This window comes from Salmonella sp. FC25216 (genome assembly GCF_057751355.1).
In genome coordinates, this window is sequence record NZ_JBDGON010000002.1 from 226698 (window position 1) to 248201 (window position 21504).

Here is a 21504-nt window from a genome sequence, read left to right on the forward strand (position 1 = left end):
ACAATGAAGTTATCCGCAGGAAGAAAAACCCTGTTAGCTGGCCTGATTGCCACGGTGTGTTCCACTATAGCATCCAATGTATTGGCTGCACCGACATCCGTTGTCTCAGGTAATGAAAAACCTAATGTGCTGTTAGTCATCATGGATGATCTGGGCACTGGTCAATTAGATTTCACTTTGAATAATTTGGATAAAAAAGTATTAAGTCAGCGTTCGGTTCCCGTGCGATATCAGGGGGATTTGGACAAAATGATTGATGCGGCACAACGGGCGATGCCTAATGTGGCGCAACTGGCACAAAACGGGGTCAAAATGACCAATGCGTTTGTGGCTCATCCGGTGTGCGGACCATCACGTGCGGGAATTTATACTGGTCGTTATCCGACTAGTTTCGGTACTTACAGTAATGATGATGCTATTAAAGGGATTCCATTGGACATCAAATTGCTGCCAGCGCTGTTTCAAGAAAATGGATATGCTACGGCTAACATTGGTAAATGGCATAATTCACGCATTGACAAAAAGAATTATGTTGCTGATGACGTTAAAACCCGTGATTATCATGACAATATGATTTCTGTCAGCGAACCTGGTTATGAGCCCGAAAAGCGCGGTTTTGATTATTCTTATAGTTATTACGCGTCTGGCGCAGCGCTATGGAATTCCCCGGCTATTTGGCGCAATAGCCAGAATATTTCTGCACCAGGTTATCTGACGCATCATCTTACTGACGAAACACTAAAATTTATTGATCGGGCAGGTCAAAAGCCTTTCTTTATCAGTCTGGCATATAGCGTCCCTCATATCCCGTTAGAGCAAGCGTCTCCAGCCAAATATATGGAGAGATTTAATACAGGTAATGTGGAAGCAGATAAATATTTTGCGGCAATCAATGCTGCTGATGAAGGCATTGGCAAAATAATAAATTACTTGAAAGAAAAAAATGAACTGGAAAACACACTCATTTTTTTCATTTCTGATAACGGTGCTGTAAATGAATCTCCAATGCCAATGAATGGTATGGATCGCGGTTATAAAGGTCAGATGTATAATGGCGGGGTACATATTCCGTTTGTGGCATATTGGCCAAAAAAGATCCCTGCGGGTACACAAAGCGATACGTTGATCAGCGCATTAGACATTTTACCTACCGCATTACACGCGGCAGGGATTACTATTCCTGATGAAATGAATGTCGATGGTAAAGATATTATGCCGGTACTGGCGGGTAAAACGAAGACTTCTCCACATCAATATCTGTACTGGGCTGGACCGGGAGCGAAACATTACAGTGAAGAAAATCAACCTTTCTGGTACGGCTACTGGAAGTGGATAACTTATAATAATCCGTCAGCCCCTAAAAATCCCAATTTAGAAAAACTTTCAAAAGCCTCATGGGCAATCCGTGATCAAGAGTGGACTCTTTATTTTTACGATGATGGAACTAATACTCCGAAATTATTTAATGACAAGCAAGATCCAATGGAATCGAAGGATCTGGCTGCTCAATTTCCTGAACGCGTCAAAGTAATGAAAACTGCTTTTTATGAGTGGATCAAAGATAAGCCGAAACCTGTCGCATGGGGGCAAGATCGTTTCCATATATTAGAAGAATCAGCGAAAAAATAAACGACTAATCGTCAGAGGGAAGGACATCAAGTTCTAAACTCTGATGATTTTTATTTGCCCATTTTCAGGTAGTTGAGAAAAGCTATTCCTGGAGAGTGTATCTCGTGATGCATGAGACTCGAATAATGCTAAGTTAAAAAGCAGTCTTGTCATTAATATCTTTATAATATTTTTCAGGTATGTTGACCATGAGTGTGGAAATTAGTGCTAAACCCCGCCCGATAATTCCTTATGAACATCCCGATGCAGCGATGTATTGCCTGTTATTTAAACAACACATCATTCGGCAATGGTACAAAAAATGCCCCTATGACATTCACGACACGCGGTTACAGAAGCTGTTTCAGGATTCTCAGGTTTCGTTGCAATATCAGTGTGATTATTTAGTCCGTTATGTAGCAGAGGCTTTTGATCATTATGCTGTTTGGGGACATACCCATGCCTATTATCCGGGACGCCCCAGCCAGCAAAACGCGCGTACTGATGCCTTAGAAGGCGTGAGTCGGGTGTTACCTACGCTGGCAGTGTGGTTACGAAATCAACCTGCCGGAGAGGGGCGTATGGATGATCTGAAGGGGGGAACGTTGAATATTACGGCGATCATCACTGAGGCGTTCTTAGCGGGAACCGATCCCACGCATCCAGGTTACTGGGGAAAGCTTCATGATTATGATCAGCGTATTTGTGAAAGTGCCGATTTGGCTCTGGCATTATGGCTATGTCGTGAAACAGTTTGGGAGCGGTTAACCTCCGCTCAACAGCAGCAAATTACTTGCTGGTTTAATCAGGTTAATGGTTTACAAACGGTTGATAATAACTGGCACCTTTTTCCGTTAACCGTGCAATTTGTAATGCGTGCCTTGAATGGCTCTGGGGATGTTAGCGACGAAAAATATGAACGTATAAAAGAATTCCATGTAGGTGGCGGTTGGTTTCGGGATGGGGCGCATGGTAATTACGATTATTACAATGCCTGGGGATTTCACTATTCCTTATATTGGCTTGACCAAATCAATCCTGAATATGATCCACAATTTATTCGATCCTGTATGGCGGAGTTTGTTACGACTTATCGTTATTTGATGACGCCGCAGGGCATTCCTTTTTTTGGTCGCAGTGCCTGTTATCGCCTGGCTGTTTCTGCCCCATTACTGGCGGTAGCCAGTCATTCAAAAGATGCGTTACATATAGGGGAGGCGAAGCGTGCTCTGGAAACAACACTGCGTTATTTTATTGGCAATGGGGCGATGCGTTTTGGTGTTCCAACGCAGGGATTATTTGCAGATGACGAGCGATTGGTGGACAACTACAGTGGACCTGCCAGTAGTTTTTGGTCATTACGTGCCCTGAATATTGCTCTGTATTGTGCATCCGATATTAATTTATGGTCGTGTGAAAGTCGTCAATTACCTGTAGAACTCCAGGATTTTAGTTTCACTATTGAGCCTGTAAATCTGTTTGTGATGGGAACTTGCGAAACGAAAGAGGTGGTGGCTACGTTCCGTAGTGATTATACCCAGGAGCAATCCCCATTAACGCGTGGCCTTACCACGCCATCAAGGTCCGCACGTTTTAAAGAGTGGCTTACAGGGCGCGCTGAACGGCCTAAAAATAATTTATTGCGCAAAGGTGTGACAAGTTACAGTTCTAAAATGACGGCCTTTTTTTAGTGGTATTTATACTCGTCATATTTTGCATCATAGCGGACGGATACCGCGGGGCGGGGCTGGAGACGTCTTCAAGGTATGAATCGTGCCGGGAATAATACTACGCTGCTTGCCATATTCACTGGCGTACTCCGTTTAGCTGCATTTCTACGATGTCATCTGAGATACTATGAAAGATAAAATTCACGCAATTGCGTGGATTTTATCGCTTTTTACGACTCTTGTGAGATTCAACGAAACCTCATGAGACAGCAGATTTTATTCGACGCTGAGCCGTGATTTTTTAATTATCATATTGATATTTAATATTTATATTTTTTAATGTTATTTTTATACTCATGTTTGTACTCACTTTTGTTGATGCTGTTAACTGATGCTAGTTATCACAGCAACAGTCAATTCTTGTTCACCAGGATTGTGTGGTACTGTTTTTTCTCTATATTTAGATGCTCATCCCCGAACTGCTGCAGACACAGTTGGTCATTCGTCAGTCCACGTGACTCTATGGTAAGGAGGAGGACGGCATGAATACTCAGTTAATCATGCAGCTAAATATGCTGGCAGAAAACGATGAGGCGGGATATGTGGTACTGAATTTGGCGAGTGAGAAAGTATTAAATAGCGATGTGTTGATTAGCTAATTGATCGTACAATCTTTTTTTTCGATATGTACGCGTAATGCGTAAATAATGCTTCTTCTACGTGGAAGGGGAATGTCTACCAGTCTGACAGTACGACCATGCGTTGTACCTGAGCTCAGGGAAGGTCATGAAAGTCTCAGTTTCATTATTCGCATTTTTGTTTGCATCTGCAATTTTCCTTACGGGGTGTGGACCAACAATATCCGGTAAGCCTGCCGCACGTATTTCGGGTGATTTACCCTTGGTACAACAGCCAATCTGTTCCGCCGATGGGTCGGGGAAGCGTACGGCATTTTTTATGACGATCTCTGGCGGTGGTTCTCGTTCGGCAATCTTCGGGGCGCGAGTCTTATCGGAACTTAAGCATGTTGACGGCGAGGATCTCACTCATCATATCAATGTGATCTCTTCTGTTTCTGGAGGTTCACTGGCGGCGGCGCTGTATGGAATCTCGGAAGACGTGGGGCAGGGTGAGGTGTGGCGTCCGGTTTGGAATGATAATCTGATACGCGAACGCCTGGACGCTAACCTGAGGTTGAGTGCTGCTGCAAAGTTAGCCAATCCAATATTTCTCGGCAGCTATATTTTTGGTCACCAAACCCGGACGGATGCTCTGTTCGCCGTTCTGGATTCAGATGTCTTCAATGTGCCCGGAGAACGCCGTACGCTCACGTTGGGGGATATGAATCCCACGCGCCCTCAAATCATCATTAACTCAACAATCGCCACCCGGGATGATTCTGATGCATTTCGCCCCCGTCCATTCGGTAGCCTTTTTACTTTTACGGAGACGAATCTTGGCTCAATCGGTGTTGATTATCAAAGCATGCCTATTTCCCGGGCTGTCGCCGCCTCTGCAGCCTTCCCTGGCATGATGTCGCCGGTCGTATTAAATCGTTTTCAACGAGGCACTGATGAGACGGAAGCCGGCATACCAAAGTATGTTCATCTGATTGACGGTGGTGCTTCGGATAACCTGGGGTTGCTGGCGGTGAAAAGAGCGCTCATCGAAGATTCTCACCGGATACTAACACAATGCGATCAGGTGATTGTGTTAACAGTGGATGCCTTTGGTATTCAGGGTAACCATAGGGACGATACCCCGTATATGCGCTCACCGATGGGGCTGGTTATTGATACTAATACGTTACTCACTGCTTTTGATTCACTCCTGGCTGTAAGCAGGACCCGGGCACTGGCGGAGTTCAGGTCGCGAATTTTTGTACCGCCCGCCGATAGCGAGCAGTGCCGTAAAGATGGGCTACCTGACAACATTTGTGCAGGTGGAGTTCGCGCGAACTGGGATGAAATAAACACACTGCTTAAGCAGAAGCTATTTTTTGTCCATCTTTCGTTTGATAGTGAGGAAATAGCCGGGCCGCCACCGCCCATCTATTTCTGTGAATCAATTGATAAAAACGGCCAGTCTTCAGGATGTGACTACCCACCTATTGATTGGACCACACATCACAATGAAGTAAAAGCGCTTCAAAGGCGGTTGAAACTGATTCCAACTACCTTCGGGCTGCCACAAGACGATGTCGCCGATATTACCGCTTTTACGAAACTTCTTTTTTGGCCAGCGAATAGGTGTTTGATGCATATGCGTGACATGCTTGTCAGAGGCGTTCAGCATACGGATGTCTTTTACAAGGACGCGACTAACTCATGTGATGAAACGACATCAGTCACTAAAACACAAATGTTGCGTCTAAGGGAATATAGTGACGTAATCGGTGACAGGATCTTTGACAACAGTAATCAAAAACGGAATGCGTCACGCTCCGAAAAACCTCTGACATCGGAACAACGAGAGGTGTTCTGGAATGAGACGTTATTTTATTATGGCTGGAACGGTCGTATGTACATGCAGTAAATGTTGAGTTCTCTTATACCGCTGCCTGTGCCACTGTCGCTGCAGGATGGTGTCTATTGCAGGCCTGTGAGCCGGAGGTTGTAAGCCCTGAATGTCGGGGCGATGACATTGCAACCCTGGCGGAGTTGTAAAGGAGGGGAGGGCTCTGCATCGGCAAGCTTTAGGTATAAAGTTTTTTTCCAAAGCGCGTTAGAAATTCTGTGTCATTCCCGTAATATACGTCAAAAAAGGAATGACACATGCATCATCCCTTCGATTTTGACAAAGCGCTTAGGGCTTTATAACCGATCAGATATTAACAGAAAAGAATGGTAACTTAACGCTAATAAACAATGAGTTAACTCAATGGTCGCAGAACTTGACTCTCATCTGGCTGCTGATGTGGGGTCAGTCCACATAGACGAAGAGGCAGGGGGGGAACCTGGGCGGAGCTGCCCTGGGCGGGATAAGCGCATCAGGGATGCCGTGACGGCATCCCTGTTTATTTAAAGGATCAGAAGAAATCAATTCGCGTATTGATACCGACGGTGCGCCCCATATTCACCTGCGCGACGGCGCTGCTGCCGTTCATGTAGCCATAGGTACGGTAACGACGGTCGAACAGGTTATCGACATAGATGGAAATGTTCATCCGTTCAGTCGCCTGCCAGCCCAGGCTGCTGTCCAGGGTGGCATAGGTGCCTTGCCGCAACTGGTTGTCGCCATCGAAATAATGCGGCCCGACCAGATTAACCGCCAGTCGGGGCATCAGTGCGCCATAGCGCGTATCAATCACGCCGTTCACACTGCTTCCCGCGCCATAACGTGGTACGAACGGCACCCGGTTGCCGTGATACAACTCACTGTCATTGGTGAATTCGGAACGGATCATGTTGCCATTGATATCCCATGACCAGCCTGGCGCAAACCGCCACTTCGCTTCAAGCTCAACGCCGGTGGCGTCGGCTTTACCCGCATTGCTTAATGTCTGCATCCCGACCGGGCCAGAGTAGAGCTGCATGTCTTTGGTGTGGGTATAAAACGTCGCGGCTTGCAGCGTGACGTCAGCAGTTTCGTAGCGAGTGCCAAGTTCATAGTTGATGGATTTCTCGGCGACGAACGGTTTGGCATCAAGACCCGCAGTAGGCACGATGTTGTACCCGGAAGGTTTATATCCCTGGGCTACACGGGTATACACTCTCCAGTCGTCGGTCAGCATATAGCCTGCGGATAGCTGTCCGAGCACCTGATTGTCATTGCTCTTACCCTGGTCGCCAAACGGATTGCCGCGCATGCTGCCGTGATATTGTGTACTGGATTTATCATGCGAGAAGCGCACGCCGCCGCCGATATCAAAACGATCGGTTAAATGCCAGGTCAGGTCACTGTATGCGGCCAGCGTTTCAGCGGTGGTATAGCCGGCGCTGGTCAGATAACGCATGGTAGGCATGTCGTAAGTTGCCTGCATTTGCTCGCGCGTGTTCTGGCGATAGAGGCCAAACACCATATCAACGGTACGCGCATCGCCCAGGGTTGCGGCGCGCAGCTCCTGGACATCCTGATTCCAGCGCTGAGGCATATTGACGATTAACGAACCGGAAGGGAAGGTGCGCGAATAATGCTGCTGCTGCCAGGCGCTGATCAGGTTGAAAACCCAGTCGTCGGTGGTGTATTTCCCACTCAGGGTCTGGCTGTCAGTGCAGCGCCGCATGTACGGGTCTGGTAAACCATCGCTGATCGACAGCTTACGGCCCTTAATATCATTCCATCCCACATAGGCGTCCTGGGTGGCACGGGTACATTCGCGTGAGGCGGCAAAGCCTATTTCCCAGGGCTGATCGTCCGGCGCCAGACGCAGTTTCACGTTCCCTATGCTGGCGCGGGTGCCGCCTAAATCATCGCTTCCCGTCGCGGGGTTAATCATGTCGCCGTCATCAACCTGGCGTAATAGGGTGACGCTGCCGTACAGCAGGCCATCCTGAATGGGGCCGCTCAGGTTGAATTTACTTCGATAACTGTCGCGGCTGCTGACGCCGCCTTCAATATAGCCGCGCGGCGTGTTGTCCGGCTGCCGGGTGACGATGTTGATGATCCCGCCCTGAGCGCTTTTGCCATATAACGTTCCCTGTGGGCCACGCAGCAACTCCACGCTTTGCACATCGGTAAGCGCCTGGATGGTGTTGGTAGAAAGCTGAGGGACGCCATCGACATACAGGGTGACGGCGGGGTTATAGAAGTCCTGCGCCGAAGAGACGCCGCGTAGCGAGATTGTCGAAAAAAGCATGTTGCCGCTATTTTCAATATTGAGCCCAGGCAAGACTTTGGGGAGTTTGTCGCTGGCGGTAACGCCGGCGTCGCTTAACTCCGGCGCGCTGACAACGGTAGACGAGACATTGTTGGCTGATGCCGAGCGGGAAGATTGTTTACTGGCGGTAACCACCAGCGTGCTTTCGTCTTGCTGTGAAGTCTGGGCATTAGCAATGGCGGGGAGCAATAATCCCCCCAAGGCCAGAGGATAAAGCCGTGTCATTTTCATTGTTGTGAGTCCCTGTAAGACGGCGAAACGCCAAAAATACCGACAATGGTGAATTGAAAATGATAACTATTTCTAATAGTGGTGCTACCCGAAACGGATTTATTTCAACCTGTTTCGGGTCGGTTTGCGCTTATTGGGCGGAATGGCGATAACGGTCGATGGCGAGAGCCGTCAGGCGTTTTTTGTCTATCTTGCCGACGGCGGTGAGTGGCCAGTGGGCCAGAAACTCGATTTGGTCAGGAATTTTCCACGTGCTGAGCCCCATACGGGTCAGTTGTTGACGCAACTGCTGATAGTCAGTTGGCACCTGCTGCGCGATGATAAACGCGCAAATCCGCTCACCAAGCAGCGTGTCCGGCGCGGCGACTACCGCGCAATCTTGCACTTCCGCTAAACGCATCAGTGCCGACTCCACTTCAGCCGCGGCTATTTTTTCTCCGGCGCGGTTGATCTGCTCTTTTATGCGCCCCTCAACGTGCAGGTTCCCCGCCTCATCCAGCCTGACATTGTCGCCTGTGCGGTAAAACCCTTGCGCGGTAAAGGCCTGCGCGTTGTGGGCAGGGGCGCGGTAATAACCTGAAATGGTATAAGGGCCGCGCGTTAACAATTGCCCTGTTTCGCCCGGCGCGACGTCGTTCTCGTCTTGATCAACGATGCGGATTTCATCCAGAGGGGACAACGGGCGCCCCTGGCTGTGGAGAATAGTGGTATGCGGATCGTCCAGCCGGGTAAAGCAGAGCAGGCCTTCCGCCATACCGAAGACCTGTTGCAGGGTACAGTCAAAGGTGGCGATAACCTGCTCAGCAAGCGTCGGGTCGAGCCGGGCGCCGCCTGCCTGAATGACGCGCAGCGACGAGAGGTCGCTGTCTTCCCACTCCCTGGCCTGCACCCATAATTGCGCCAGCGCCGGAACCAGGGCGACGTGAGTCACGCCTTCCTGCGCGATTAACGGCATCACCTCATCACAGCTGGCGCTGTCGGTCAGCACCACTTTTCCGCCGCAGGCAAGCGTACCCAGAATGCCGGGGCAGGCCAGTGGAAAGTTATGCGCCACCGGGAGGACGGCGAGATATACGCTCTGTTGACTGATGCTGCACAGTTCAGCAGAAGCGCTGAAGTTATAGCTATAGTCGGCGTGTCGGCGAGGGATGAGTTTGGGCGTGCCGGTTGTGCCGCCAGAAAGTAGCAGCAACGCGGTGGCGGAAACATCAGGCTGCGGCCACGCCTGCTGCTCACCGTGAAGGGAGAAGAGCGGCGTAAAATCGTTGCTCACGGTCTCTCCAGCGACCAGAACATGACGCAAGCAGGCGTGTTTGTGCGCCATCTGTCGGGCCAGCTCTGCGTGGTTTTCCCCGTGAATAACGTAAGCGACGGGTTGCGCCAGCTCAACCAGCGCGTCGATATCCAGCGCCCGTTGGGAGGGCATCGCCAGCACGGGGATAACGCCCAGTCTTAACAAGGCGAACAGCAGGGTAACAAACGCGTTGTCGTTGGGAAGCTGCACAATCACATGCTCCCCCGAACGCAAACCCAGTGATGACAGACCTGCGGCAAGTTCGTCGACCCGTGCATCAAGCGCGCTGTAGGTTAACGACCCCTTTGCATCAACGACGGCAATTCGCGAGGCATAACGGGCCGCCCAGTGGCGCAACTGTTCGGCAATGGGTAAGGGATACTGTTCAATCAGAGATTCAAAGGAAGAATTCATGCGTCACCTTTCTGAAGTGCTGGGCTGTTTTTGCAAAGCGGTCATTGCAGAAAATGCATGGGGAAAATGGCGGATAATCTGCGTAAAAAAGGACCGGGCTTGTTGAATGGGATAGAAATGATCGCCGTCAATCACCACCGGGCCTGTAACGTGGCTCAGCCACTGACGCCAGGCATCGACCTGCTGCCAGGAGGCTTCGCGATCGTGGCTACCGCACAATAACAGCGCAGGCGTGCGCAGCGGCGGACAGACGTCGGGCGAGTCGTAGTGATAGCTCTCGGTGGCGTCAAAATCAGCGCGCAGAAGAGGAAGAAACAGCGACATTAATTCCTGGTTTTCCCGCAGTTCAGGAGAACATCCGCCAATGTCTATCAGTTCAGCGATAAAGTCGGCATCATCGCGATGGCTGAGCTGGCGTTCAGAATGCAGATGCGGGGCATGGCACCCGGAAATAATCAGTCCTTGCGGCGCATGCCCCCGTTGCTCCAGAAGTCGGCAGGTTTCAAACGCCACCTGCGCCCCCATGCTGTGCCCGGCGAGTAAAAGCGGCGTGTCAGGCGATACGGATGCTTCCAGCTCGTTCGCCAGCAGTGCCGCCAGTTGTGTAATGTTTCTGAGCGGTTCCAGATGGCGAAGGCGATCGCGCCCCGGCCAGATCACCAGAGAAAGCGCGCAATCAGCCAGTTGCTCAGCTTGCCAGTGGCGAAACGCGCTACTGCTGCCGCCAGCGAAAGGGCACATGACCAGATGCGCAGTATTGCCGTTCCGGGCGGGCCACAGCGGGATGCACATTGCAGATTGCGTCACAGCGCCTCCTTATCATCATCGTTGTAGAAACCGGCTAACCGGTCGTGGTGCGGCGGCGTCAGGCGTCTGATCTCCGCATTGCCGGTCTGACGTAGAATCTGCTGCCATAAACGTGATAACGCGATCTGATGTACGCTTTGGCAGGCCGCTGGTGGATGTTCGCCCGCCAGATGGCTGCGCAACTGGTGTAGCAACCAACTGACACCCTCCGGCCCGACGGTTTCGCAGCAGTCACGCCAGCTCAGGGGGGCCGCGCTGCGCGTCAGACCCGGCGGATCGCGCAGGATTTCCGGTCTGCGATAGAGACTGTGAGCGTTCTCCTGATGGTCTGCGACAAACAGGCTGGATGACCAGATGACGGGGCCGTAGCTCGCTTCCAGCGAAAGATGACCTTCCGGCCAGCCCAGCAGCAGGCGGTGCATGATAAGGCTATGCATATCTGGATCGTCAGGATCGAGATAGCGCTGAAGCAGCAGGCAGGCTTCTCCCTTCGGCCAGAAGAGTCTCAGACAGTGAAAATCGCTAAAGCTGCCAACCACGTCGCACTCCACGGCGACGGCATCAACGCCCAGAGCCAGCAACAACAAATCCAGCGTGGAGTAGAGCAACTGACGGCTGGTGGTGGCGTGGACTACCGGCGGCGTTTTAGCCAGGCAGCGACGCAGTTGCTGCGCATCGCGAAGCCATGTGCGTCCCGCGCGCGTATGCGGATAAAATGTGTTTACCCAATAGCAGCAACCCTGTTCCTGCGCCAGCGTTTGTAAGGAACTGATGTCATCCGGGTGGAGGGGATGCTCCTGAATGACGTGTACGCCGCGCGCCAGAAAGTGTCTGGCAAGCTGCGTACCGGTTCCTCCGGCGACGGTCGAACGCACGACAATACAGGCGATATCCGGCATTCTGGTTATCTGTTCCGGCGAGGTATACAGCGGAATGCCAAACGCATGGGCCAGCTCTCTTGAACGGGCGCTTCCTTGCGCCAGCAGGCCAACCAGTTCCAGCCCCTCCGGGGGCTGCATAAAGGCATTCAGGTACATTTCGCCAAATTTGGCGCCCACAATCAGTACGCGTTGTTTTGGGGAGGCGGACGACATCATAACGTGTTCTCCGGTTGCGTTGAGGTTGCGCAAAGCCAGCGCGTAATGTGTTGCGCACAAGCCTGAACGTGGGGGGCTTCCATCATGATTTGCCAGTGGCTGGCTTCAATCACATAGCCGTCGGCGTTGTTTATCCAGCCCTGCCACTCGGTTTCTGCTGGCGTCCAGCGCGCGGGTCTCCCGGCGGCATACACCATGAGACAGGGGACCGGAACGCTTTCGCCCGGCGTATGCTCAGTCAGTAAACGCAGCAGATGCGCGATGTTGTCGAGCCACGTTTCTGCCGCTTGCAGCGTCAGGTTTTGCGACACCATACCGGCCGTTTTAGCGAGACCGATAAAGTCAGCAAGCTGGCTGTTGGGCGTCTGCTGGTCGAAATGTTCGGGTAGCGCCAGAGGCGTTTGTTCTTCGGCTAACAGGCGCAGCAGGGCCGCCCGGTTGTCGCAACAGAAATCCTGTCGGCACACGGGATCGATTAACACCATGCGAACCTGCTCGCCTTTGGCGTACAGGCGCTGTGCGGCACCCGCCGCGAGAAACGCGCCATACGACCAACCCGCCAGCACATAAGGGCCGTGAGGCTGCTGGCGACGGATGCACCCGACATACTCATCGATCATCTGGTCAAGCGTGGCAAAGCGCAGCGGCGATTTTGCTTGCAGGCCGAAAACGCGCCTGTTCAGCGCGCTGGCGAGCGGTAGCCAGGCGCTGATATCGCCGTCCGAAGCGTGGAAGACAAACAGGGTTTCCTCGCCGTCGCCCTGACAAAGGGGAACCGGGTTGTCCTCTCCTGACGTAGCCGTCTGTAGATGGGCGCAGAAGTCGCTCAGCGTCGAATGGCTGAACAGATCCTGAAGGTTAGCCCTGGCAATCCCTCTCCGGTTTAGCTGCGCGACCATCCTTGTCGCCATCAGGCTGTCGCCGCCCAGTTCGAAAAAGTCGTGATGCCTTGCCACGGGGCGAGACAGCAGCGATTGCCAGAGTTCAGCCACCTGTTTTTCCAGCGCCGGATTCCCCCCGGCAACTGGCGTGGGTTTGGGTGGCTCAATCAGCGCATCAGACGGGGCATGCTGCGGCGTAAATAACGTTTCTCTTTGCCGGATCTGTAAAACGGGCAGACCGATGCCAAAGCGCTGCTGTAAATAGCGGCTCACGGCTTCTTTATTCGGGCGATTTACGCCAGGCGAACGCGCCAGCAGCAGATGCTGGCGCAGCGGCGACGATTCCTGCGTGGGCCACGCCAGCTCGTTTGCAAACCCGGCCTGAACGAGAACCTCCTGCCATGCGGAGCGGGTGAGCATCGGTTTCTCATCCCGGCGGCGGAAATCGCGGTATCCGCTTAATCCCTCAATAAAGCCCACGCTCGCCAGTTGGAATACGCTGTTTCGCTCCGTCGCTTCAACGATCAGCAAACGTCCGCCGGCTTTCAGCAACAGTTTTAATCTGCGCAACGTCTGGACGACATGGCTGGCGTCGTGGAGCACATTGACGGCAACGATCAGGTCGTAACCCGCCTCCGGGTGGGCGGTGAAATCCAGCGGCTGGTTGATGTCGAATAAGGCATAAGACACCCGCGATTCATCATGGAAACGGGCTCTGGCGTCATTGAGGAACTGTGCGGAGACGTCCGTGAAGTGGTACGACTGCCGCGTGTTCCGCGTGGCCTTCAGTACCGGCGCGGTAGTGGCTGCGGTTCCGGCGCCAACCTCCAGAATCCGTTCTGCGCCGCACAAGGCGGCAATCTGCGCGATATAGCGATTCAGACAGGCGCTGGCGGGGTTGTCGCGATACAGCGCGTCGGTCACGCGATGCTGCTCGTTGAACAGCAATTCCAGCGGTGAACACTGCCCGGAGAAGAGGGCGTCGTGCCGGGCGATGCAGGTTTCCAGATACTGCGCCAACGCCTGGCTCCATTGGCTTTGCGGGCACGCTTCCTGAGGCTCAGGAATCTCGCTGAGCGGAATGCGGCAGCGCCAGCTTTCACCCTCGCGGATTAACCACTCTCTTTCCGTCAGACACTGTAGCCACTGGCGCAGCAGACGCTGGTGAGATGCTTGCGCGGACAGCGCCTGTACTATTGCGCTAAAGCGATGGGCGATCTCCGGCGTGGTAAACAGGCTGTGACGATTTAGCGTAGCCGCGATCCCCTGTAGCGCACGCGCCTCCAGCCAGCGCCAGGTCGCCTCCAGTTCATCAAGCTGCACCTGCGCAGGCAACGGCAGCGCCAGTTGGGCGAGATCGTGCTCATCGGGCGTCGCCGCTGATGGCGACGGATCATCGGCCATCACGATATCCAGCGTCAACGCGCCTTGTTCGGCTATTTCCGCTCTGGTCTGCCGGATGCCGGGGTATTCGAGCGTCGCCTGCTCAATATCCCGCAGGTCGTAGTCTGTCTGTGCGTTCAGCGGCCAGCGTCGACGGGGAATGTGCCCGGCGATGCCGCTGGCGAGAGTCTTCAGGCTTTCAGGAGCGGCAATGACGGCTTGCAGGATGGCGCAATAGTCATTAAACATTGCCTCGGCAGCGCCGGGTTCCAGCACGTTGTCCATGCAGTACCAGCTAAACATCAACTCGCCGTCGCTCTCCATGACCTGATGATCCAGCCAGACCTGCGGCGTTTGCGTGAACACATAGCAGGGTTCGCCGAACAGATGGCTCATTGCCTGATCGATAGTCATGCCTTCCAGCGTCATCCCCAGCATACTGGTAAACACCACCGGCATCAGCGGTTGACGTTGTGACCCGCGCAGGCGGCCCAGCTCACGGATCACCTCAACACCGTTCATTTCACTGTGCGCCATGTTTTGCCAGAGGCACTGTTGGGTCTGTTGCATCTGCTCTTGCAACGTCACCGGCGTTGAGAAGTTAAAATCAACCAGCGTGACGGAGGTAAAATCACCAATCAACTGGTTGATTTGCGGATGGATCGGCTGACGATTGAAGAAAGTCAGGTTCAGCGTAAATGCCGTGGTGCGGCTCCAGCGCTCAAGGGTGGCGGCAAACAACGTGAGCAGCGCGGCAGACGGTGTGACGCCTTGCTGCTGCCAGCGTTGTTTCACGGCCTGCCATTCTTTCTTGCCGATCGTCGATTTGAAAGTGGTGAAGTGTGGCGTTTCCGGGGGTGTTTCAACCACCGGCAGCTCTGGCGCTAAGGGCAGTTGCGGCAGTTTTTCCTGCCAGTAATCCCAGGCATTGTGCCATGCCGATGTCTGTCGGCGCGCCTGTTCAGCCATCACATAATCACGGAAGGTGATATCGAGCGGCGCCAGTGTTTCGCCGCGCCAGACTTGCGCCAGATCGTCCATCATGACTTTAAAACTCTGCACATCAAACTGCAAAAGGTCGAGGTTCATGTGCAGGCGGTAATGGCAATCGTCGATTTCGCTGACCACCAGCTCAAAAAGAGGCCACTGGTCGGCAGGCAAAACGCGATAGCTCAGTTCATGCCGCCGTTTTTCCAGCGCTATACGCTGTTCTTCCGGGGAAAGCGCGCGCAGATCGTCGCGTGGGATGTGATACTCAGGCGTTGTCGCCAGGACTCGCTGCTGCCCGTCGGCATCAACCACCATACGCAACATATCGTGGCGAGCGATGAGCTGGTTCCATGCTTTCTCCAGTATAGCGAGATCAAACTCATCGTGGCGTTTATCCCACTCAAACAGGACGTGACAGGCGACGCCGCCATAGCCAATGAGGTGGGTTCGCCCCAGCCAGTAGGCGTGCTGAATGGGCGTCAATGGGAAGGGCGCATAACGCTCGTCGGCGTCGTGCCGCAACACTTCCGGCAGCGAAGCGGCAGGCGTCGTCTCTGGCTTAGAACAGATAAGCTGCGTGAGTCCATGAGGAGACAGATCCTGCCACGCCCGTTCCGCATTGATGCGTACGCCCAGGTAGTGCTGAATATCGCTACTGAGTTCAAGGAAGAGCAGCGAGTCCATGCCGAGTTGTAACAGATCCTGGTTTGGGCGCAGTGATGCCGGATCGCTCAGCCTTAGCTGAACCGCAATCCGCTTTTTCAGCCATGCCATCACCGCCGTTTCATCGCTCAGGCTGCCGTTAAAGGCGTTGTCATCAGCAGGAGGAATGACAGGTGTGGCGGCTTTTTCTGTGGCGCTGATGTTAAACAGAGCCTGTTGTAACGGGGGCATTTTGTCGGTAAAAACGCGCATCGCCAGTCGCCACGGGGTGCCGCGCATCACCGCCTGTTCCAGGTGCCAGCAGCCTTCGGCATCGCTTAACGCGCCCATACCGCGGTTGGCGAGCGTCGCCAGCATTTCCGGCGTGGCCGCCCGACCGCTTTCTCCCCATGCGCCCCAGGCGACAGAGAGCGTTTTCGGCGCATCAAGGGTGGAAAACTGCTGGGCCAGCCCGTCCAGGTAGCCGCAGGCCAGCGCATGGGCGCTCTGACCCGGCGCGCCGAGGGTGGCGGCAGCGGAAGAGTAGAGAATAAGATAGCGTCCGTCGTGGTTGCGCAGGGTTTGCAACAGTTGGTTTGCCGCCTGCGCTTTTACCGTAAAAACGGCGGCCAGCTGGTGGTCATCAAGCTCCTGCAAGGGCGCGTCAGCCAATACGCCAGCGGCATGAATCGCTCCGGCAATGCCGCCGTTGGCCGCCAGATCGTCAAGAACCGTGGCCAGTTGCCCGGCATCGCCCACATCACAACGGCAGACGCGCGTCTGCCCGCCCTCCACATCGCGTAGCCATGACTCATCCACGCGCGGTGCCAGCAGGGCGATGCGTCGCGCCCCTTTTTCTCTGAGCCAGTTCACGGCAAGGCGGCCTAATCCGCCAAACGCTCCGGTCACCAGATGCCAGCGGTTATCGCCGGTAAACACGTTTGCCGGTAATTCGGCGGCGCATCCCGTATTGGGCGCCAGTGAAGGGAGCCAGAGGGTGTTACCCCGCGCGGCAAGCCAGCGCTGTGATAGTGAGACTGCGCTCAACCCTTGATGTAGCGTTTCCCACGGGGTGTTTTCGGCGAGATCGATGGCGGCAATCAACCGTTCCGGCTGTTCGTTGGCCGCGACGCGAAGCAAGGCCCATAGCGCGTGATGGGACGCAGAGAGCGCTTCATTTTCCTCGACTCGCCACGCGCGGCGAGTGACCACAATCAATCCGGCTGCGCTGGCGGTGAGCGCTGCTATCACTTTCTCCGCTAAGGCCAGCGTATCCTCGCTCTCCTCAACAATCATCAGTCGCGAAGAGGCGTGCGGATCGTGAATGATGCCGTATTGCGCCAGCTCGTCGCGGCGCGCAAGCATACCGGCGCTGAAGTTGAAGGTAAGCGGATGGTCAACGCTGGCGATGTTGAGGGGCGTCCAGCGCCATTGATAATGCGTTTGCGGTGAAGGAAGAGGCGCGGCGGGCGATAGCGGCAGCCACTTACCATCAGGATGACGGGCTTCAACGCGCATCTGACCGCGGGAAAAGGCTTCGTTTTGCCAGCTTAAGCGAACCTCCCCCAGCCACTCCGGGGCGGCGGCGAGGGGCGGTTCCACAGACAGAGCGTCGCCATGACGCTGTGAGAGCAGACTCCAGGCCTCCTGCCAGCGGGCGTTAAACTGTTCAGGCTGACCTGCGCAATCAGACCAGTCGGCAAGATAGTCACCGTTATCCGTCAGCGCCTGCCCCAACACGGGTTCTGATGGTGCGGTGAATGTTACGGCACTAACCGCCTGACCGGGCAGCGTGGCGAGAATGATATGTTCGCTCATCCCGGCGGTCGGGCTGTCGTCCTGCGGTAGCCACGCCACTTTGCTGAATCCGGCGTGGCGGCACTGTTGCTGCCACTGAGCGGTGGTGAGGAATAGCTCACCTTCGCGGGCGTCGAGATCCTGTAGCGGAAGAACCAGCGGGCCGAAAACGAAATCAAACAGACGCATTGGCTGGGTGATTTCGCGCATCAGCAGACGCCCGCCCGGCTTGAGCAGGGGGCGCAGATTATCGAGCGTGCGGCCAATATGGCGGGTGGCGTGAATCACGTTCGCCGCCACAATGAGATCGTAAGACTGTGCCTGGAAACCCTGCGATTGCGCCTCTTTTTCGAGATCCAGCTCGCTATACTTCACAAAATCATAGTCGGCGAATTTCTGCTGGGCGCGGCGGGTGAACAGCGCCGAGATATCGGTGAAATGGTACTCCAGCGCCGGAACGCCGCTGAGTTCCGGCAGCAGCCACGCGGTGGTGCCGCCGGTTCCGCCGCCAACTTCAAGAATACGCAATGGCTGGCGGGGCTGACGCGTCTGGACAATGCCGCGTAATACCCCAGCGGCGATTTGGTTGAAATAGCGACCAAAGCTGAATTCCTGATACAACACCTCCACGCCGTCAGAGGCGCTTTGCGGGAAGATAATCGCCACCGGTTCTTCCGCGCCGCTCATCATTTCATATAACCGATCGCCGGCACGGGCGATGGTGTCGGGAATAGCCTGAAAACCTTCACAATAACCGGCAAGTTCCGTCAGCAGTGATTCCCGCTGTTGATGTTCAATGGGGCGGGCGCGAGCGTATCGCCCGTCGGTGCAGCGGTAATCGCCGTCGACCACGCAGTTATTCAGCAGGCGCTGGAGTAGCTGCTGGTAGCGGGGCAGCAGACGTCCACGGCGCATGATGGTCATGGCGTCCACACCGTTTTCAATGGCATCGTCGGTACAGCGTTGTACCAGTTGATCGACGTAGATGGCGTGCAGTCGCGTGGCGCACTGTTTAAGCGCTTCCAGACGGGGGAGATCGAGCGCTGTCGCGGCGCGACTCGCCACCTCCAGCCCGGCAGACAGCGCTGCGTCGGCAGGCTCGCAGGCCGGGGAGACGCGCTCTTTCCAGTAACGCTCAGTATCAAACGGATAACATGGCGCAGCGATACGTTGTCCATCGCCCGCCAGTAGGTCGGCCCACGGTAGGGCGACGCCGGCAGCGTAAAGCTGGAGCAGGGCCTGATTGAGGACATCGCTCGCCTCTTTGTTACGCCGGGCGCTGGCTATCCAGTATGCGTTATCGCGGTATTCGCGCTGCCCGGAAGCAACCAACTGGGCATCGGGTCCCATCTCCAGAAAAACGCGGGCGCCGAGCTGATGCGCCATCTGGATACTCTGGATAAAACGCACCGGCTGACGCATGTGTCGGCGCCAGTAATCCGCCTGGTTGAGCGTTGACTCATCAATGACGTCGGCGGTGAGCGTGGAAATAATCGGTATTTGCCCCGGCTCTGCGTGCAGCCCCGCGCAGGCGGCCTGGAACCGATCGAGTATCGGTTCCAGTAAAGCGGAGTGCGCCGCGCCGGTTACGCTCAGGCGACGATAGTCAATGTCATGCTGCGAGAGCGTGGCGCAAAATATCGCGAGACGGGCTTCCGGCCCGGAAAATACCGTATGTTGCGTACCGTTGTTGGCGGCGAGATCCAGCTCAAACTGACGAGCCAGCGGCATCAGCGTGTCTTCGTCTGCAAATACCGCCACCATTGCGCCGCTTGCGCACTGCTGCATCAGTGCGCCGCGTCGACAAACCAGTGGCATGACCTGTTCAATCGTATAGTGTCCGCAGACGACGGCAGCGGCAAATTCACCGACGGAATGCCCAATGGCGAAATCTGGCTTCAGTCCTTCAGCGCGCCAGTGCGCCGCCATCGCGATTTCAAACGCGACAATCGCTGGCTGCGCCCAGGCCATATTGTCCAGTTGCGCCGAATCGGGGTTAAACATCGCTTCGCGCAGTGACGGCGTGAGCATTTCGCTACAGGCGGAAAAACAGCGATCCAGCGTGTCGGCAAACGCCGTTGAGTGCCGGTACATTGTCTGACCCATCGTGCGCCAGTGCGAGCCCTGGCCGGTAAACAGCCACACCTGCTTGCCGCTGGCACCGTGGCCGCTGTAAACCAGCGCCCCCGATTTCTCACCGGCCCAGGCGCTGAGCGCCGAAGCGGTTTCACGGTTTAATGGCGCTGCCAGGCGGAAGGGAAGATCGAGACGGCGCGCGTGCAGGGCCGTGAAGGCCAGAGAGCTGGCATCCGCATTATTCCTTAGCGCTCCGGCATAATCCGTCGCCAGCCGCCGCAACGCGCTGTCGCTGGCGGCGCTGAGCAGCAACGCGGTACTTTTTCTGCCGCCATCCGTATTGGGGAGGCGCGCGTTGAGCGCGTCAGGCAGCGAGGCGACGATCATATGGCAGTTGGTGCCGCCAATACCAAAGGAGGAGACGCCCGCATAACGCATTTCGTCCTGCCACGCCTGCGCTGACACCGGTATGGTAAAGGGGCTCTCTTCAAGTTTCAGCGCCGGGTTGGGGGTGTGAAAATTCAGTAAGGGTGGAATTTGTCCGCGGCTGACTGCCAGAACGGTTTTTAGCAGTCCGGCAATGCCCGCCGCGGTATCCAGATGCCCCATATTACTTTTCACGGAACCGAGCGCACAGCGCTGATCCTGCGGGCGAGGCGCATAGACGTTGCGTAACGCTTCAATTTCAATCGCGTCGCCCAACGGTGTGCCGGTGCCGTGGGTTTCAATGTAACCTACCTGCCTGTCGTCGATGGCCGCCAGCATTAACGCCTCTTCGATGACCGCCTGTTGCCCTGCGACGGAAGGGGCGGTATAGCCGACCTTTCTGTTGCCGTCGTTGTTGACCGCGCTGGAGAGGATCACCGAGATAATCGGATCGCCTGACAGTAGCGCATCTCTCAGGCGACGTAACACCACGCAGCCGAGACCGTTACCGGCCCAGGTGCCCTCAGCCGAGGCGTCAAAGGGACGACAGTGACCATCAGGAGAGAAAATCATTCCGGGCTGGTAGCGATAGCCTGCCTGCTGGGGGAAAGAGAGCGCCACGCCGCCGGCAACCGCCATATCGGATTCGCCTGCGCGCAGGCTTTCACAGGCCAGATGCACGGCAACCAGCGAGCTGGAGCAGGCGGTCTGTACCGATAACGCCGGGCCGTGCAGGTTGAGTTTGTACGCGGCGCGGGTGGCAATATAGTCTTTATCATTGCCCATCAGAGATTGCAGACCCTTTACCTGCGCGACTTCTGTCACGTTCAATGCTTCGCGACCGGGGTAGGTACTCATCCGGGAAGAGGCGAAAACACCGGTCTTATGGGGGACGGCGCCGGGGGCATAACCGGCATGTTCCAGCGCATGCCAGACCGCCTGCAAAAACAGGCGCTGCTGCGGGTCCATCGACTCCGCTTCCTGTCGCGAATAGCCAAACAGGGTGGCGTCGAAGCAGTCGGCGTTGTCTAACACCGTACCGATATTGACATAATGAGGATCGTCAATAGTGGCGGCATCCAGACCGACGGCCAGAAGCTCTTCGCGCGTAAAGCGTCGGCTGCATTCACGACCTTCCAGCAGGTTTTGCCAGAACGTTTCGCCATCCGGCGATTCAGGAAAATGGCAGGCGTAGCCGATAACCGCGACAGGTTCGCAGTCCGGGTAGTGTTGAGCGATCGATGCATCAATGGAATCTGCTGTCGGCGCAGAAGAGAAGCGCAAGTTATCCATAATCGGTCTCGTTTCCTAAGATTCACAAAGTCAATGGAACGCCATGCGTCCGCGATGGCGTTTTGGGGAAAATCAG

At 55.0% G+C, this 21504-nt stretch carries 8 protein-coding genes; 3 read left to right on the forward strand and 5 right to left on the reverse strand.

What is annotated here, in order from left to right; genetic code table 11:
- The first annotated feature begins 3 nt into the window (after nt 1-3).
- The 3 genes from AC3G3F_RS04580 (at nt 4) to AC3G3F_RS04590 (ending at nt 5813) form a co-directional block, all read left to right on the forward strand.
- Nucleotides 4-1629 carry a sulfatase family protein gene (locus tag AC3G3F_RS04580; protein ID WP_023247673.1) on the forward strand — a complete coding sequence of 542 codons (1626 nt, stop codon included), beginning with the start codon at nt 4-6 and terminating at the stop codon, nt 1627-1629.
- A 188-nt stretch (nt 1630-1817) separates the two neighbouring features.
- Entirely contained in the window at nt 1818-3299 is a 1482-nt protein-coding gene (locus AC3G3F_RS04585) for a DUF2264 domain-containing protein (RefSeq protein ID WP_023247672.1), read from the forward strand.
- 765 nt (nt 3300-4064) lie between these two features.
- On the forward strand, nt 4065-5813 hold the full coding sequence (locus AC3G3F_RS04590; RefSeq protein ID WP_023247671.1) for a patatin-like phospholipase family protein: 1749 nt from the start codon (nt 4065-4067) through the stop codon (nt 5811-5813).
- Nucleotides 5814-6306: 493 nt separating this feature from the next.
- On the opposite strand, the gene fyuA is transcribed toward AC3G3F_RS04590, so the two are convergent.
- From fyuA to irp1, 5 genes are all read right to left on the reverse strand, one after another.
- Nucleotides 6307-8328, reverse strand: a complete 2022-nt coding sequence (fyuA, locus tag AC3G3F_RS04595) for a siderophore yersiniabactin receptor FyuA (protein ID WP_053507900.1) — start codon at nt 8326-8328, stop codon at nt 6307-6309.
- 130 nt (nt 8329-8458) lie between these two features.
- Entirely contained in the window at nt 8459-10036 is a 1578-nt protein-coding gene (ybtE, locus tag AC3G3F_RS04600) for a yersiniabactin biosynthesis salycil-AMP ligase YbtE (RefSeq protein ID WP_023247669.1), read from the reverse strand.
- Nucleotides 10037-10039: 3 nt separating this feature from the next.
- On the reverse strand, nt 10040-10843 hold the full coding sequence (gene ybtT / locus AC3G3F_RS04605; protein WP_488394528.1) for a yersiniabactin biosynthesis thioesterase YbtT: 804 nt from the start codon (nt 10841-10843) through the stop codon (nt 10040-10042).
- Entirely contained in the window at nt 10840-11940 is a 1101-nt protein-coding gene (gene ybtU / locus AC3G3F_RS04610; protein WP_070801300.1) for a yersiniabactin biosynthesis oxidoreductase YbtU, read from the reverse strand. The genes ybtT and ybtU overlap by 4 nt, the downstream gene beginning before the upstream one ends.
- Entirely contained in the window at nt 11937-21428 is a 9492-nt protein-coding gene (gene irp1 / locus AC3G3F_RS04615) for a yersiniabactin polyketide synthase HMWP1 (RefSeq protein WP_488394530.1), read from the reverse strand. Before irp1 ends, ybtU begins: the two co-directional genes overlap by 4 nt.
- Nucleotides 21429-21504 lie beyond the last annotated feature (76 nt).

What these genes read in the sequence shown, in the direction of transcription:
- AC3G3F_RS04580 (WP_023247673.1), top strand. Translation starts at nt 4, where the DNA reads ATGAAGTTATCCGCAGGAAGAAAAACCCTGTTAGCTGGCCTGATTGCC.
- AC3G3F_RS04585 (WP_023247672.1), top strand. Translation starts at nt 1,818, where the DNA reads ATGAGTGTGGAAATTAGTGCTAAACCCCGCCCGATAATTCCTTATGAA.
- AC3G3F_RS04590 (WP_023247671.1), top strand. Translation starts at nt 4,065, where the DNA reads ATGAAAGTCTCAGTTTCATTATTCGCATTTTTGTTTGCATCTGCAATT.
- fyuA (WP_053507900.1), bottom strand. Translation starts at nt 8,328, where the DNA reads ATGAAAATGACACGGCTTTATCCTCTGGCCTTGGGGGGATTATTGCTC.
- ybtE (WP_023247669.1), bottom strand. Translation starts at nt 10,036, where the DNA reads ATGAATTCTTCCTTTGAATCTCTGATTGAACAGTATCCCTTACCCATT.
- ybtU (WP_070801300.1), bottom strand. Translation starts at nt 11,940, where the DNA reads ATGATGTCGTCCGCCTCCCCAAAACAACGCGTACTGATTGTGGGCGCC.
- irp1 (WP_488394530.1), bottom strand. Translation starts at nt 21,428, where the DNA reads ATGGATAACTTGCGCTTCTCTTCTGCGCCGACAGCAGATTCCATTGAT.